This is a genomic window from Pseudomonas sp. P1.8 (assembly GCF_001269805.1).
Classification (GTDB): Bacteria; Pseudomonadota; Gammaproteobacteria; order Pseudomonadales; family Pseudomonadaceae; genus Aquipseudomonas.
Genome location: NZ_LHVM01000012.1, coordinates 23,483 through 38,527, shown reverse-complemented (window position 1 = coordinate 38,527; position 15,045 = coordinate 23,483). Strand labels below are relative to the sequence as shown.

General features: G+C 60.2%; 12 protein-coding genes. 8 read left to right on the top strand and 4 right to left on the bottom strand.

What is annotated here, in order from left to right:
• Window positions 1-58: 58 nt before the first annotated feature.
• The 3 genes from AD668_RS10910 to AD668_RS10900 form a co-directional block, all read right to left on the bottom strand.
• Complete coding sequence (locus AD668_RS10910; protein WP_053158314.1) at window positions 59-1,396, bottom strand: DUF1329 domain-containing protein; 1,338 nt, start codon at window positions 1,394-1,396, stop codon at window positions 59-61.
• Window positions 1,397-1,407: 11 nt separating this feature from the next.
• Window positions 1,408-3,234, bottom strand: coding sequence for a DUF1302 domain-containing protein (locus AD668_RS10905; RefSeq protein ID WP_053158311.1), 1,827 nt, complete (start codon window positions 3,232-3,234; stop codon window positions 1,408-1,410).
• Window positions 3,235-3,504: 270 nt separating this feature from the next.
• A complete protein-coding gene (locus AD668_RS10900; protein WP_053158308.1) occupies window positions 3,505-4,350 on the bottom strand; it encodes an AraC family transcriptional regulator in 846 nt (281 codons plus the stop codon).
• A 97-nt stretch (window positions 4,351-4,447) separates the two neighbouring features.
• On the opposite strand from AD668_RS10900, the gene AD668_RS10895 reads away from it, so the two are divergent.
• Window positions 4,448-5,365 (top strand): LysR family transcriptional regulator, encoded by a 918-nt coding sequence (locus AD668_RS10895; protein ID WP_053158304.1) that lies wholly within the window; start codon window positions 4,448-4,450, stop codon window positions 5,363-5,365.
• A 160-nt stretch (window positions 5,366-5,525) separates the two neighbouring features.
• Here AD668_RS10895 and AD668_RS10890 read toward each other — a convergent pair whose 3' ends face one another.
• Entirely contained in the window at window positions 5,526-6,440 is a 915-nt protein-coding gene (locus AD668_RS10890) for a LysR family transcriptional regulator (protein ID WP_053158301.1), read from the bottom strand.
• A gap of 71 nt (window positions 6,441-6,511) precedes the next feature.
• Here AD668_RS10890 and AD668_RS10885 point away from each other — a divergent pair, with 71 nt between their 5' ends.
• From AD668_RS10885 to AD668_RS10855, 7 genes are all read left to right on the top strand, one after another.
• A complete protein-coding gene (locus tag AD668_RS10885) occupies window positions 6,512-7,552 on the top strand; it encodes a helix-turn-helix domain-containing protein (protein WP_053158298.1) in 1,041 nt (346 codons plus the stop codon).
• A gap of 152 nt (window positions 7,553-7,704) precedes the next feature.
• The gene (locus AD668_RS10880; RefSeq protein WP_053158295.1) at window positions 7,705-9,645 is read left to right on the top strand and encodes an acyltransferase family protein; all 1,941 of its coding nucleotides are present in this window, start codon (window positions 7,705-7,707) and stop codon (window positions 9,643-9,645) included.
• Window positions 9,646-10,197: 552 nt separating this feature from the next.
• Window positions 10,198-11,550 (top strand): UDP-glucose/GDP-mannose dehydrogenase family protein, encoded by a 1,353-nt coding sequence (locus AD668_RS10875; protein ID WP_053158292.1) that lies wholly within the window; start codon window positions 10,198-10,200, stop codon window positions 11,548-11,550.
• Window positions 11,547-12,551 carry an NAD-dependent epimerase gene (locus AD668_RS10870; RefSeq protein WP_053158289.1) on the top strand — a complete coding sequence of 335 codons (1,005 nt, stop codon included), beginning with the start codon at window positions 11,547-11,549 and terminating at the stop codon, window positions 12,549-12,551. Before AD668_RS10875 ends, AD668_RS10870 begins: the two co-directional genes overlap by 4 nt.
• A gap of 47 nt (window positions 12,552-12,598) precedes the next feature.
• A complete protein-coding gene (locus tag AD668_RS10865; protein ID WP_053158286.1) occupies window positions 12,599-13,345 on the top strand; it encodes a sugar transferase in 747 nt (248 codons plus the stop codon).
• On the top strand, window positions 13,346-13,993 hold the full coding sequence (locus AD668_RS10860; protein ID WP_053158283.1) for a CpsD/CapB family tyrosine-protein kinase: 648 nt from the start codon (window positions 13,346-13,348) through the stop codon (window positions 13,991-13,993).
• 22 nt (window positions 13,994-14,015) lie between these two features.
• Entirely contained in the window at window positions 14,016-15,041 is a 1,026-nt protein-coding gene (locus AD668_RS10855) for a polysaccharide biosynthesis/export family protein (protein WP_053158280.1), read from the top strand.
• The last annotated feature ends 4 nt before the right edge of the window (window positions 15,042-15,045 follow it).

Below are 15,045 nucleotides of genomic sequence, written 5' to 3'. Positions count from 1 at the left end.
CATCGCCGGCAAGCCGGGCTCCTAGAAAGGGGTTTGCGGTGCACTTGGGCAAATCGGGTTATTTGGCCCAGCGCCGCAGGTCCGACGGGGTGTAGTCGTCGGTCTTGGCGGCGAAGCCGACGCGCATCGGCTCGGTCTCTTCGTTGGCCAGGCCACCGGCGTAGTAACGCCCGGAGATCAGGTCATAGGAGGTTTCCAGCACGTTGTAGGTAAAGCCATGGTCGTACTGCTGAATCGCGTGCAGTTCGCCGCTGCGCCACAGCTCGCCACGACTGTCGTACTGGTCTGACTGCGCAATCTGCCAGCTGTCCTCGTCGACATAGAAACGGCGTTTGGCATAGATGTGCCGGGCGCCAGGCTTGAGGGTGGCTTCGACGACCCACACGCGATGTTTCTCGTAGCGAGCCAGGTCCTGGTTGACGTGGTTGGGCTTGATCACGGCGTCGTACTTGAGGTCGCGGCTACCGATTTTGTAGCTGTTGTAAGGGATGAACAGCTCCTGCTTGCCCACCAGTTTCCAGTCGAAACGATCCGGTGCACCGTTGTAGCCGTCGATGTTGTCAGCGGTGATCAGGCCGTTGCTGTATCGGGCACTGTTGTCATAGGCAATCATCGGCGCACGGCGCACGCGACGTTGGCCCGGCAGGTATTGCCAGGCGGAACGCGGTTCGGCGACCTGGTCGATCGGTTCATGCACCAGCACCGCTTCACCGGACAAACGCGCCGGTTCCAGCACTCGGCTCTTGAACATGAACAACACGTTGTTGCCCGGTTCCAGGCCGCCCACGGTGTCGGCGAAGTTGATCAACGACTGGTTGCGCACGTAACTGGTCGCGCCGTTTTCACGCACCAGCGCCGAGCTGCTGATGCGCTCGTAACTGCCGCCGCGGTAGCGGGTCATGTGATTCCACATCACCTCAAGACCTTCGGTGGGCAGCGGAAACGGAATGCCTTTGGCGTAGTCATGCAGACCGTTGCCGCCATCGGCCATGCTGGTTTTGGCGACGTTATCGCGGCTCACCGCCAGCACGTCCTTGGGCAAGTTGGCGCTGCGATGGGTCGGGTAGATGTTCATCTTGTAGGTGTCGGGAAAACGCTTGAACAACGCGATTTGCCCAGGGCTGAGAAACTTTTCGTACTGCGCCACGTTCTTTGCCGTGACCGTGAACAACGGTTTCTCGCTGGCATACGGATCGCTGTAACCGCCCTTGCTGTCGACGGTGCCGGCATTGCTCATCAGGCCTCCGGTCCAGGCCGGAATACTGCCGTCGGCGTTCGCCGCCATTTCCGAGCCCATGGGGGTCAGGGTCTTGCCCAAGGCAGCCGAATCGGTGCCTTTGGCCTGTGCCAGGCCGACGGTGCAGGCCAGGGCCAGCACGCACAATTGCATACGCATAACGGTTCTCCTTAGAAGTCTGCCTTGAAGCTGACGGATGCGAAGTCGCGGTCGTCGAGGGTGCTGTAGTCGTTGGAACCGAAGAAGGCGTTGTAGGCCAGTTCCACGCTGTAATCGTTCATGTAGACGCCGGTCAGGCTGAGGCCCAGCGCTTGTTGGCCCTCCTGGAACGGTCCTTGCGGATCGTAGGAATAGCCCTCGACGTCATGCCGCCAGTTGACGGCCGGAATCAGGTTGATGCCCGGCAACACGTCGCTGTATTCCAGGCTGGCGCGCAGGCGATAACCCCACGACCAATCGGTGGCAAAACCCTTGTCGGTGCAGTACTGGTTGGTGACGCCCGAGGCCACGGTGTTACACGGTGTGCCGTTGCGCGTCGAACTGCGACCGAACGCGGCGTTACGACCCAGACGCTCATCCCCCAGATCATCGATGTGCACGACACCGGCCTCGCCAAACAGGCTCAGGCGCGTGGCGCCCAGCACGTTGTCGACCGCCTGGGTCGCCGATGCTGTCGCCTGCCACACACCCTTGCGCTCCCATGCGTCAAAGCGGTCGCCGCGGTTGACATTGAAACCGGGCGGCAGTTGTACCCAGGAACTGCCCGCCACACCGGAGATCACTGCGACGTTGACGTCTGGTGCGTTGATCGCCAACGGCATGTTCGGGCGATAACTCACCTCACCGGCCAGGGAAATCCCGGTCACCGGCTCAACCCCGTTGAGGCTGATGCCGTACAGGCGGATTTCTTCCGGAAACGCCGCCGCGTAGCTCGGCCCTTGGATGCCACCGGGGAACGTGCCGCGAATGGCGGTGTTTTTCGCATCGAGGGTGAAGTACGGCAGACGCGAGTGGTAGTTGATGAAGTAGACCGCCGCTTCGGCATCGTTCAGCGCCGGGATCATCTGGCGTAAAGCGAAGCCGAACTGACCGTTGTCAGACGGTGATTCGTTGCCGCGGGACGTGGCGTACAGCCCGGCTGCCTGCATCTGCTGATCGGTCTGCACCTGGCTCAGGTACAACGGCCCGCAGCCCTTCTGGATCGCATCGCTGCTGGCGAAGAACGTACCGCAACCATCGAGAACGCTGGGGCGCCAGTTGTATTGGTAGAAGCCTTCGAGGTTGGTGGTGTCGGTCAGGCCAAAACTGAAGGAAATCATCTCCACCGGCAACTGACCTTCCTTGATTTCCACACCGGGTCGGTTGAACGCGGAAACGTCCAGCGGGTTGATCACGTTGATGCCGTTCTGGATCAGCAGCGCCTCGCCCCAGGACAACACCTGATTGCCGACCTTCACGTTCAATGGATGCTCGGCAATCTGGAAATCTTTCCAGACGTAAGCATCAAGCGTCTCGAAGCCCTTGAATTTCGACAGGTCATCCCAACCCGAATCGTCGAAATCCTTGAAGCGCCCCTGCCGGGTTTCGTAGGCGTGGTCGTACCAGTACTTGAAGCGAACGAACGCGCCCTGGCCCTGACCGTCGAGACTGAAATCGGTGAGGCCCTTGAAGACCTGCGAAATGGGGTCGCCCTTCTCGAAGTTCAGCCGGTTATCGTCGGCGCTGACGCTGGTGCCATTGGCATTCACGCCCTGCGCCTGCAAGGCGTTGGCGCGGGTCATCAGGCTCTTGTCGGGATTCTGCGTGGACCAGCTGCTGCCCAGGGACAGGGTGGTCTTGGTCGACAGGCTCCAGTCTTCGTTGAGGTCGATGGTGGTGGCGGACGCAGGGCCCGCGAGTACAGCAAGCACCGCCAGTGCAAGGGGTTGCGGGCGGTTGTGGCCAAGCCGGGTCAGTCGTTGGCGGACTGGGGCTGTGGCCGAGCATTTTTTTATCATTATTAGGCTCCGATCAGATTTGCTCAGCACTGACACGGTGCCTAATTGTCGGCCTTGATACGCAAGCGATGACCGACAAAAAGTAATCATTGGGGGAGGTTCTGGGTGTATTCACAATCCATTCGAACAACCCCAAACCTGTAGGAGCAAGCTTGCTCGCGATAAGGCCGGCAGCTTCAACATCAATGCTGAATGACAGACCGCCATCGCTGGCAAGCCAGCTCCCACAAGTTTTGCGTCGACCACAAATAATATGCACACGACAAAAAACTACGCCTGCAACCCCAACCGAAACTGCTTGGGCGTAATCCCGAACTGCTTGCGAAACGCCCGAATAAAATTGCTGGGTTGCCGATACCCAAGACGCTCGGCAATCCGCTCGATAGGCTGATCCCCTGCCGTCAACCAATGCCGCGCCATCTCCAGGCTGTCGGTGCGGCTATGCTGCGTCGCAGCCGTTTGCCAATGCCTCAACATGCTCTGATGCAAAAACGGATTGGCCCCCAACAACGATTCATCCAGACAGGCCAAAGGCAGGCTCAGACACGGATGCGGCCCTTCGCGTACATTGACACCGACACCCTGCAACCAATTGCCGGCTGCTTGCTGCCCCGTCAGGCTGACCGAGGCAAACACCTCACCGGGTGCCCTGCCGAGTCGTCGCGAAATGTTGCGCACCAGGCTCAAGGTCGCGGCATCCAGGCCAAAAAAGTGCGGCAGTTGATCCAGACTGCGCAGGTGTAACCGAGCCTGCCCGCCCACCTCTTCGAGTTCGGCGATCACGTAGTTGGTGACCCGTGGCAAAAACTCGGTGAAGCACGCCAGGCTCGCACGCAGGGTCGCGGCAGAGTCCAGTAAAATGTTCAGGCCCTGCAACGTAGTGGTCGCCATGCCATTGACCAATTCGCAGCCGAAGGAAGCCCCCGCGCCTGCGCGTTCGCATTCGCTCCACAGGCGTTCGACCAGGTGTGCCGGGACATGTGCCCCCTGCTCATCCAACAGCGAAAGACTAATGCCGGCACGCTCCAGCAATTGCGCCTGACACAACCCGGACTCCCGGGCATGGCTGAGAATGGTGCGAGTGAACGCGCTGGAAATGAACGGTTGACGGGTCATGGCACGCTACGCAAAGAAGACAGGCGTGTACTTATGCCAGTCTCTGTGATATCGATCCAATGCATTAAAAGTATCCGCTGAATGCAGGAGACGCATGATGGATTTACGACAGCTTCGCCACCTCGTCGCGCTGGCCGATTACCGCAACTTCGGCCGTGCTGCCGAGGCGATCAATCTCAGCCAGCCTGCCTTCAGCCGCAGCATCCAGACCCTTGAGCGTGATCTCGATTGTGCCCTCGTTGAACGCAGCAGCCGGGAGTTTCGCCTCACCGGCCAGGGTGAACTGGTGCTGCAACATGCCCGCCGCCTGCTCGCCGGCAGTCAGGCTCTGCATAACGAGCTGACCCAGTACAACGGCCTGACCGGCGGTGAGTTGAAGTTCGGGTGCGGCCCCTACCCCGCTCAGTTGCTGGTGCCCGAGGCGCTGGCGGAATTTATCCAGGCGCATCCGGCGATCCGCATCAGTTTTGATCAGGGCGATTGGGAGCAACTGGCGCTGTGGCTGCGCGAACAACAGATCGAGTTTCTGGTGGCGGATTCGCGTTACTTCACCGGCGACCCGCAATATCAGGTGCACGTGCTGCGACCCCGGCGCGGGCGGTTCTTCTGTCGCGCCGGGCATCCCCTGGCCCAGCGTGAAAAGCTGTCCCTGCGTGCTCTGCTCGACTATGCGGTGGTCGGTACGCGTATTCCGCCGATGATCCGCAAGATCCTCGCCGACGTACAGGGCGAGCCGGATTTCAACCCCAGCGTCGAGTGCGCACAGTTCGACGCCATCCGCCGTGTGGTCATGCGCTCGGACGCGGTTGGCATCGCCACCGTGGAAGCGCTGGCTGAACTGGTCGATCAAGGGCTGATCCGTTTGCTGGAGTTTTCCGACGTGCCCAAAGATGATCCCGGCCTGCAACTGCATTACGGCATCGTCAGCCGCGCCGGGCATTCACTGACACCGGCGGCGCTGGCGATGGTCGACGCGATCCTGAGCGTTGACCGGCGTTTGCTGGCGTCAAACTAGCCCCTTTGAAAACACCCCCCTGTAGGAGCGAGCTTGCTCCGGGCGGCGTTCCGACGATGGGGCCGGGTCAGTCAAAATCATTGTTGAATGACACACCGCAATCGTCGGAACGCCGCCCGGAGCATGCTCGCTCCTGCAGGGTTGTGCGTGACGCCGCCAGTCAGGCTCGCCGCGCCAGCGCCTGCAACGCCCGCGGCTCGCCAAGGGCGCGCAACAGGCAATGCATCGCTTCTTCGCGGCTGCGTTCGAAGCGGTAGCGGGCCTCGATGTACAGCGCCAGTTTCAACTCCACCGGTTCGTCCAGCGGCAGCGGCACCTGCTGCATTCCCAGCACACTGGCAACGCGGCTCGGCAGGCTGATGCCGAACGGCTGGCGGTCGGCAATCAGCTTGGCGGCCAGAGTGCTTTGCGTGCTCATCGCCAGGTTTCGGCGCAGGCCTTTCAAGCCCAGATGCAGATCCACCGGGCTGAGCCCGTCGCGGCGGCTGGACACCTGAATCTGCGGTTGCTCCAGATAGGCTTGCAGGGTACGCGGCGGCTCCTTGAGCGCCGCGCCATAGGCGAACACGTAATGATCGACCGGCAGTGATTGCTTGTGCAGGCCAGCGAGTCCGGCCAGGGGCTGGTCGAGGTCGATGAGGATATCGAGTTTGCCGCTGGCCAGATCCTGCAAGGCATCACGGCGCCGCGGCTGGAAATAGCGCACCTGCCAGTCGGCATGGGGTGATTCGAGCAAGGCATCGAGCAATACCGGTTGCAGGCAATCCAGGCAACTGATGCGCAGCAGCGGGTTGTTCTGCCGCGCGGCGGGAATCATGCGCAAGCCGTCGCGCAACGACTCCAGCGCCGCTCGCACATAGTCGGCCAGGCGATGGGCAACCAGTGTCGGGGTCACTCCCAGACGGCTTTTGATGAACAACGGATCGCCGCACAATTCGCGCAGGCGACGCAACGCGTTGCTCATGGCCGGTTGCGACAAACACATCACCTCAGCGGCGCGGGTGACGCTGCGCTGTTGGTAGATCGCATCGAAGGCAAGCAACAGGTTCAGGTCGAGCTGGCGTAAATCAAGCATGGTCTTGCTCCGGCAAATCGCTTAACGTCGGGCAGCCTAACCAGTGTTCCGGAACAAGCTGTGAGCCCTACATGACAAAAAGCGATCAGCCATTGCAGGCTCCACCCTCGACCAATGCGTTCTATGCCCCGACCCTGTTGCCGGCCATTGAAGAATTGCTCGCGCGCGGAATAGCCCGGGAACGTATCGAAGACCTGTTTCGTCGCAGCCTGTTCGAATTGCGCACGCCGTTCATGCGCATACCGCTGTTCATGTCCCGACGCTTCTGGGCGTTTGCCCTGGAGCAGACCGGCGATCCATTGATCGGTCTGGCGGCGGGCCGACGCTTCGTTTCGACCGCCACCAATGGCTTGACCTACCTGTTCGACGTAGCCGCCTCGCTGGACAATGCCTGTCAGTATTTCGTGCGGTTCTTTCCGTTTTTCAACGGTCACTTTCAGGCGCAGATCGTGCGCGGCGAAAACACTGTCGAACTGCGCCTGCTCGAATGCGGAAGCGTCAAGGCCCCTGCGGCGACGGCCGACTACATTCTCATCAGCCTGTGCAGCATGTTGCGGCGCAAATTCCTCGCCAGCGGCCTGGAGCGCGATCCGGTGCGGGCTGTCAGCCTGCCCGGACCTTGGCCCGTCAACCCTGGGGAACATGAGCAAGCCTTGCGCACTTCCGTGCAATGGCAGCAGCCGCTGTATTCGATTCACCTCGACCCACAGCTTTTCGTCATCGCTTTGACGCCAGGCAATCATGAGCTGGAGCAGACCCTGGTCGACCTGCTGGAACAGACCCGGCGCAACAGTGAGCCAACCTTGCTGGAGCAAGTCAGCGACCACCTGATCGCCGACCTTGCCGATGCGAACTGGCAGCAGTTCTGTGCGGCCCATCATCTGCTCGAACGCACCGCGGCGCGGCGCCTGAAGGCGCTGGGCTGGAGCTTTTCAGAGTTGTTGGACGAGTACCGCCATTGCCGCGCCGAAGACTTTCTGCAAGCGACGGACCTGGAGCTGGTGGAGATTTCCGACCGGTTGGGCTACAGCGACGTGCAGAGTTTCAACCGGGCATGTATGCGGTGGTTGGGATGTGCGCCGGGGGCATACCGGGTACGCGGCGGAAAATAAAAGCCAGGATCCTGTGCGTCGGGCGGTTTGGGTTTTGCGTCCCCCCATTTTCCAGCTACAAATGACTAGTGAGGTTGAGTGTCCAGATTCTTGACAGTGTGTCATGGGGCGGACGTCGATGGATGGCTCAAGCATTAGGGATGGTCCGGCACATGAATCAAGGCAAATACCGCTCCGATATTGACGGGTTGCGCGCTGTAGCGGTGATTGCGGTGCTGTTGCATCACCTCAACACCCGTCTGTTGCCAGGCGGGTTCGTGGGGGTCGATATCTTCTTTGTGATCTCCGGTTTTCTGATCACCTCTCAGGTGTTTTCAGAGGTCAAACGCAACGCTTTCTCGCTCAAGGGTTTTTATCAGCGACGCATCAACCGCATCGTGCCAGCGCTGGTAACGGTATTGCTGGCGACCGTCGTGGTCGGGGCCTTCATTCTGTCGCCGGTCGACCTGATCCGGCTCAACGTCAGCGCGCTGTTCTCTCTGCTGGGCGTCTCCAACGTTTACATCTGGATCAAGTACGGCAACTACTTCGCCGCCGATGCCAGTGAAGCGCCCTTGCTGCATACCTGGTCGCTGGGTATCGAGGAGCAGTTCTACGTCATTTGGCCACTGTTCATCGTGTTGCTCTATCGCCTGGCACCACGCTACGTTCTGCCCGTACTGGCCATCGGCGTGGTGGCCGCGGTAGGCGTTTCCGAGTACGCGACAGGCGTCTTCGCGACGGCAGCCTACTACCTGTTGCCGACGCGTTTTTTCGAACTGATGCTCGGCGGACTGCTGGGGATTTACCTGCACCAGCCGCGTGTCATCGGCAAGCTGGCCGCTCACGGATTTGCGCTTGCAGGCTATCTGTTGATCGGTTTCTCGCTGTTTGCCTTGAACCCCTATTCCACCTTCCCCGGACTCAATGCCCTGATCCCCTGCCTGGGCGCCGCCTCGTTGATCCTGGCGGGCAGTGGTGACCGGCACTCGCGCCTGCTGACCAGCCGGCCGATGGTGTTTGTCGGTTTGATCTCTTATTCGCTGTACTTGTGGCACTGGCCGCTGATCGCCTACCTGAACTACCTCGCAATCCCCATCGACCTGCCTGTAGCCACGCTGCTCATCGCGGCCTCGGTCCTGCTCTCATGGTTGTCCTGGCGTTATGTCGAAGTGCCGTTTCGGCGCAGCGGAGCAACCTGGCATTTCTCCCGGGTGTTCACCCGTCGTTTCGCCCTGCCGGCGCTCGGACTGGCCGCGATAGCCGCGCTGAGCCTGCACTTCAACGGTTTTTCCCAACGTTTCAGCCCCGGGGTTTCGGCGCTGGAGGCGATGACCCTGAGCAAGCCCAGCGAGGTCCGCTCCGGCTGTCACGTACCCAATGCACTGTATGGCACCGCACCCAATGAGAACTGCCGCCTGGGCGCCAAAAAGGAAGGGCTGGACGGCATCATGATCGGTGACTCGTTTGCCAATCACTTCACCGGCATGGTCGACATCCTGGCCAAACCGAACAATATCGCACTCATGGATTACACCATGGACTCCTGCCCGCCAATCATCGGCTACACCGCCGAAATGCCGCCGGTGTATGCCGAGCATTGCGCGAAACGCAATGAGCGGGTGTTCAACCTGATCGAGCAAAACAAATACCGTTATGTGGTGTTGGCCGCAATATGGCCCAAGGATGACAGGGCCAGAGACATCGTCGAAGCCAGCATTCAGCGGGTGGTTGAAAACAGCGGCCAGGTGATTGTCATTTTGAGCAATCAACACATCGAAAAGGCAGCGAGCTGTCCGATTCGCCGTTTGATGTTCGGCACCGAGCGCGATTGCTCGGTCTCCCAGAGCGCGCTGCCGCCTTATTGGGCGCACGTGAGAACCCGGTTCCCGCAGGTGCGCTTTATCGACCCCAATCAAGTGATATGCCCCGCAGGCGTGTGCAGCCCGATCATCCAGGGGCAACTGTTGTATCTGGATGACTCGCACCTGAATGAAGTGGGCTCGCGATTTATCGGCAGCACGCTGCTCAATCGCGGCTTCACCTTGCTGCACGATCCGGCGCAGTCGGCGCGCACTGCCGACATCCGGCTGGATAGCTCCCCCATGAACTGATGTGATCAATCACCCCTGAGAGGGCTTTGATCGCAGGCGCCATGGACGGCGCTTAGCCCTTGCATCCCTTCAAGACAGGCGCACCGACGTCACGTACAGGTCTCCCCCCAATACCCCCCGTAACTGCCAGGCTGATGGCGCGGTTTGAGCGTGCGCTTAGCGGATTGGCGATGACTTTCCAGCGCATTCTTTGCCAACAGATTGTCGGCTGTTTCTTGACACTGGCACCGTGCCATAACCACGGCAGAATTGTCGGACTTTTACACAGACCGTCAAAAAAGTGTTGCCTCAAATCTGACACATTCAAGTTCTTACAGCCCTTTAATTCTGGGGCCTACGACCGTTTATCGATTTGTTGGAAGTCGCTGAAAACCCTTTAAATCGGGCCGACCCCAGTAATGGCAAGACTTTGATGGCAAATGGCCCCCCATTTTCGGGGGTGTCTTATGGGCTTAACACGTCATTTTGCTGACACGCTTTGCCAAGGCTGGGCTATACCCCTTTTGACAGTCTTGTTTATCCCTTTTCCACCGTCTTACGAGGCACGCCAAAATGGACGTGAGCGTATTTGGTACGGGCTATGTTGGCCTGATACAAGCAGCCGCACTGGCCGATGTCGGACATCGTGTCCTGTGTGTCGACATCGATCCGAACAAGATCAGACAGTTACAGCAAGCTGTTCCACCGATTAGTGAACCGGGACTCTCCAGTACCCTGGAGGAAAACATCAAAGCCGGTCGCTTGATGTTCACCACCCAGGCCAGCGACGCGGTGGAACATGCCGAACTGATCTTTATCGCCGTCGGTACGCCCGCTGATGAAGACGGTTCTGCAGACCTCAGTCACGTACTGAACGTGGCTCGGCAAATCGCCAATTTCATGGAAGCCGATCACACGCTGATCATCAAATCCACGGTACCGGTCGGTACCGCCGACCAGGTCAGCGCCGCGGCGCGTCAAGAGTTACAGCGCCGGGGCAAGGACGCACTGAAAGTACGGGTGGTGTCCAACCCGGAGTTTCTCAAAGAAGGCAGCGCCCTGGCCGATTGCATGCGTCCGGACCGGATCATCGTCGGTACCGACGACGATGAAGCCCGCACCCAGATGAGTGATCTGTACGCGCCGTTCTGCCGCAATCACGAAAAACTGATGTTCATGGACAACCGCAGCGCCGAGCTGACCAAATACGCGGCCAACGCGATGCTCGCCACGCGCATCAGCTTCATGAACGAACTGGCTAATCTCACCGAGTTGCTGGGGGCGGACATCGAATCGGTGCGCAAAGGCATCGGCTCCGATCCGCGCATCGGTTACCACTTCATCTATCCCGGCTGCGGCTTTGGTGGCTCGTGCTTCCCCAAGGACCTGCGGGCCCTGCTGCACACCGCCGAACACAGCGGCATGCCCCTGCGTCTGCTGCGCAGCGTGACCGACGTCAACGACAGTCAGCGGCACATTCTGTTCGGCAAACTCAAGGCGAAATTCCCTGAAGGACTGGCCGGTAAATCCATCGCCATCTGGGGCCTGGCGTTCAAGCCCAACACCGATGACATGCGTGAAGCGCCGAGCCGCTACCTGATGGAAGCGTTGTGGGCCGAAGGCGCGAGCGTGCAAGCCTACGACCCGGAAGCCATGTCCGAATGCCGACGCATTTATGGCTACCGCGATGACCTGCATCTGTGTGCCACCCGTGACGACACGCTGGAGGATGCCGACGCCCTGGTGATCTGCACCGAATGGAAAAACTTCCGGGTCGTGGACTTCGACTTGCTGGCGAGCAAGCTTCGCTCGCGGGTGATCATCGACGGTCGCAATCTCTATAACCCGGAACATGTCGCAGCGGCCGGCCTGCATTACAGCGGTATTGGCTTGCGCCACATTGTGCCCGAGGCCGTGCGCCCATGAAAATTCTGGTCACCGGCGCCGCCGGATTCATTGGAGCCCATTGTGTGTTGCGGCTGATGCGCGACGGACACCAGGTATTCGGGCTGGACAACTTCAACAGTTACTACGACCCGCAACTCAAGCACGATCGCGTGCGCTGGGTGCAGGAGCAGGTCGGCCATTTCCAGCTCTCAACGGTTGACCTGGCCGATGCCGAGGCCATGGAAACGCTGTTTTCCGATGAAAAACCCGACGTCGTGATTCACCTCGGTGCCCAGGCCGGGGTTCGTTACTCCCTGGAAAATCCACGGGCCTACGTCGACAGCAACTTGAGCGGCTTCCTCAATATCCTCGAAGGCTGCCGCAAGCACCCGGTCAAGCACCTGATCTACGCCTCGTCCAGTTCGGTGTATGGCGCCAACCAGCACACGCCTTATTCGGTGCAGGACAACGTCGATCACCCGCTGTCGCTGTATGCCGCGACAAAGAAATCCAACGAACTGATGGCCCACAGCTACAGCCACCTGTTCAACATTCCTTGCACCGGCCTGCGTTTTTTCACCGTGTACGGCCCCTGGGGTCGCCCCGACATGTCGCCGATCCAGTTCGCCCGGGCGATCGCCGATGGTCAGCCGCTGAAGTTGTTCAACTACGGCGAGCACCAGCGCGACTTCACCTACATCGACGACATCATCGAGAGCATTGCCCGACTGATCGATCGCCCACCACAAGCCAACGCCGAATGGGACCGGGAACAACCGGACCCGGCCACCAGCATGGCGCCCTGGCGCATCTACAACATCGGCGGCCAGCACCCGGTAGAGCTCAAGGATTATCTGGCGCTGCTGGAAAAACATTTGGGAAAAAAAGCCGAGGTGGAGTTGCTGCCCCTGCAACCCGGCGACGTTCTCAATACCTGCGCCGATGCCTCCGACCTGGCACGCGCTACCGGTTTCCAGCCCTGTATCGAGCTGGATGATGGACTCGGGCGCTTCATTGCCTGGTTCCGCACTTACTACTGACTGCCTGTCGCCCACGCCGCTTGCGGCGGAAGTCTGCGGAGGACGCTATGACTGGACTGGAAAAGAACGTACCGATCAACCAAATGCGCCGTGACAAGCGCCTCGATCCCGAGCACCGCATGCGCATGGATGCGGCGATCCACATGCAAGGCCGGGGCTGGATCACGGGTCGTGACGGCGGCCGACCGTGGACCTTGTCGCGCACCAATCGCGTGGTCGCCTGTTTTGGCGCGCTGATGATCCTGGTGCTGATTTCGCCGGTACTGCTGGGGTTGGCGCTGGCCGTCAAATTCACCAGCCCGGGCCCGGTGATGTTTGTGCAGAAACGCACCGGCTACCGTGGCCGCCTGTTCGGCATGTACAAGTTCCGCACCATGGTCGCCAACGCCGAAGAGCTCAAGGAGTCCCTGCGACACCTGAACAAGCACGGGGCCGATGCCATCGATTTCAAGATCGACAGGGACCCGCGCATCACCGGTATCGGCGGCTTTCTGCGGCGCACCAGTCTGGACGAGCTACCCAACCTGTTCAACGTGGTGCTGGGCGACATGCGCCTGGTGGGCCCCCGGCCGACCTCGTTCAACGCCTACCGCTACAAGGACAGCCATCTTGCGCGCCTGAGCATCTACCCCGGCATGACCGGCCTGTGGCAGATCTCCGGGCGCAGCAACATCGACTTCGACCAGCGCGTTGAGTTGGATCTCAGCTATATCGCCGAGCAGAGCCTGCTGCTTGATCTGAAGATTCTCTTGAAAACCCCTTTCAAAGTGTTCAGCGGACACGGAGCGAGTTAAATGGACGGTTCAATAGCCAAAAGTCTCAGCATTGCCAACCCGAGCGAGTCCAACCTGACCTCGACCGTGCTCGATCAAGATCTGCGGATCCTTTTCCTGACCGCCGCCAACCCCGGCGCTGGCACCAGCACCAGCGCCCTGGCGCTGGCCAGTCAACTGGCGCAGATGAGCAGCGGGCTGGTCCTGCTGGTCGATGCGAGCCAATCGACGACCAACCTTACGCAGCAATTGGGTCTGACCAAGGAAAAAGGCTTTCGCGACCTGTTGTTCAACGATCAGAACCCGCCGTTGTTGCAGGACTGCGTGGTGAACGTCTCCAGCCTGCCCTTCCACGTGTTGCCCAATGGCCGGTATTCCCCTGGTACCGAACACCTGACGCCCGAGCGCCTGAGCCCGTTGCTCGATCAGCTCGGCAGTCAGTACCGGTTCGTGGTGATCGACGGTGACGCGGTGTATTCGGCTTCCGACACCCTGGTCATCAGCACCCAGGTGGACGGCGTGATCATGGTCGTACGCTCCGAAGACACCCGCTGGGAAGTCGCCCAGGCGGCGGTCCAGCGTCTGAGCCAGGCCGGGGCGAAACTGGTTGGCAGCGTGTTCAACCGACGCAAGTACTACATGCCCAAGTGGCTGTACAAAAACCTGTGAGCAATCGCCAAAGGATGACGACATGAACGCAAAATTGCTTGTCCTGCTGTTGCTGCCGCTCGCAGGTTGCACCAGTACCACTGATACGGCTCAAAGCATGCCGGTGCAGATCCTGACCGCCGCACCGGCCAATGCCCAGGCCACCGATGTGCCCAAGGTCGAGCAGACCCTGCGCCCCCAGGATGTGCTGGACGTGATTTTCCACATCAGCACCAGTGGCACCGATGCCTATCGCGTGCAGGCCGGTGACCAGGTCGCACTGAACTTTACTGCCGCCAGTCAGCTCAACGGTAGCCAGCTGGTAATGCCAGACGGCACCATCGAACTGCCGGGGGCCAACACCTCGGTGAATATCCAGGGGCTGACCCGTGACCAGGCCCGCGCAGAAATCCAGCGTGCCTACGATCGCAAACAATTGTTCCAGCCCAACCGCAATCAACTGTCGGTGGTCGTCACCAGCCCGCTGACCAATGAACAGAACCTCAAGTCTGTCCTCAACCACCCCGGCACAGGCATGAGCCGGGAGATCACCGTCGGTACCGACGGCTACGCCAGTTTTCCGGAAATTGGCTCCGTGCCGCTGCAAGGCATGACGGTCAATCAGCTGGAAGACTTCCTCAATAAACGCTATGCGCAACTGCCGGGACGGATGACCGTCGACGTGCTGCTCAAGTCCACCGCCGGCAATGAAATCTATGTACTGGGTGAAGTCGGCCAACCCGGCTCCTACCCGATTCGCCGCCCGGTATCGGTGCTCGAAGCGCTGACCATGGCCCGGGGCTCCAACATCAAGGCCCGCCTTGATTCGGTGATGATCATGCGGCGCAACGGCAACCAGGTAGTTGCTCATCGTTATGACGTGGAAAAAGCCCTGTCCGGCGATGCCTCGCAAATCGCCTACCTGCAGGCGGACGACATGCTCTACGTGCCCAAGACCAAACTGGCCAGCGCCGGTGAGCTCGCACGGCAATTGGCGGACGTGGTGTTGTTCCAGGGCGTGGGCATGAGCTTCAGCTACCGCGTCGACAACAAAGACAGTGACGACTAACTCT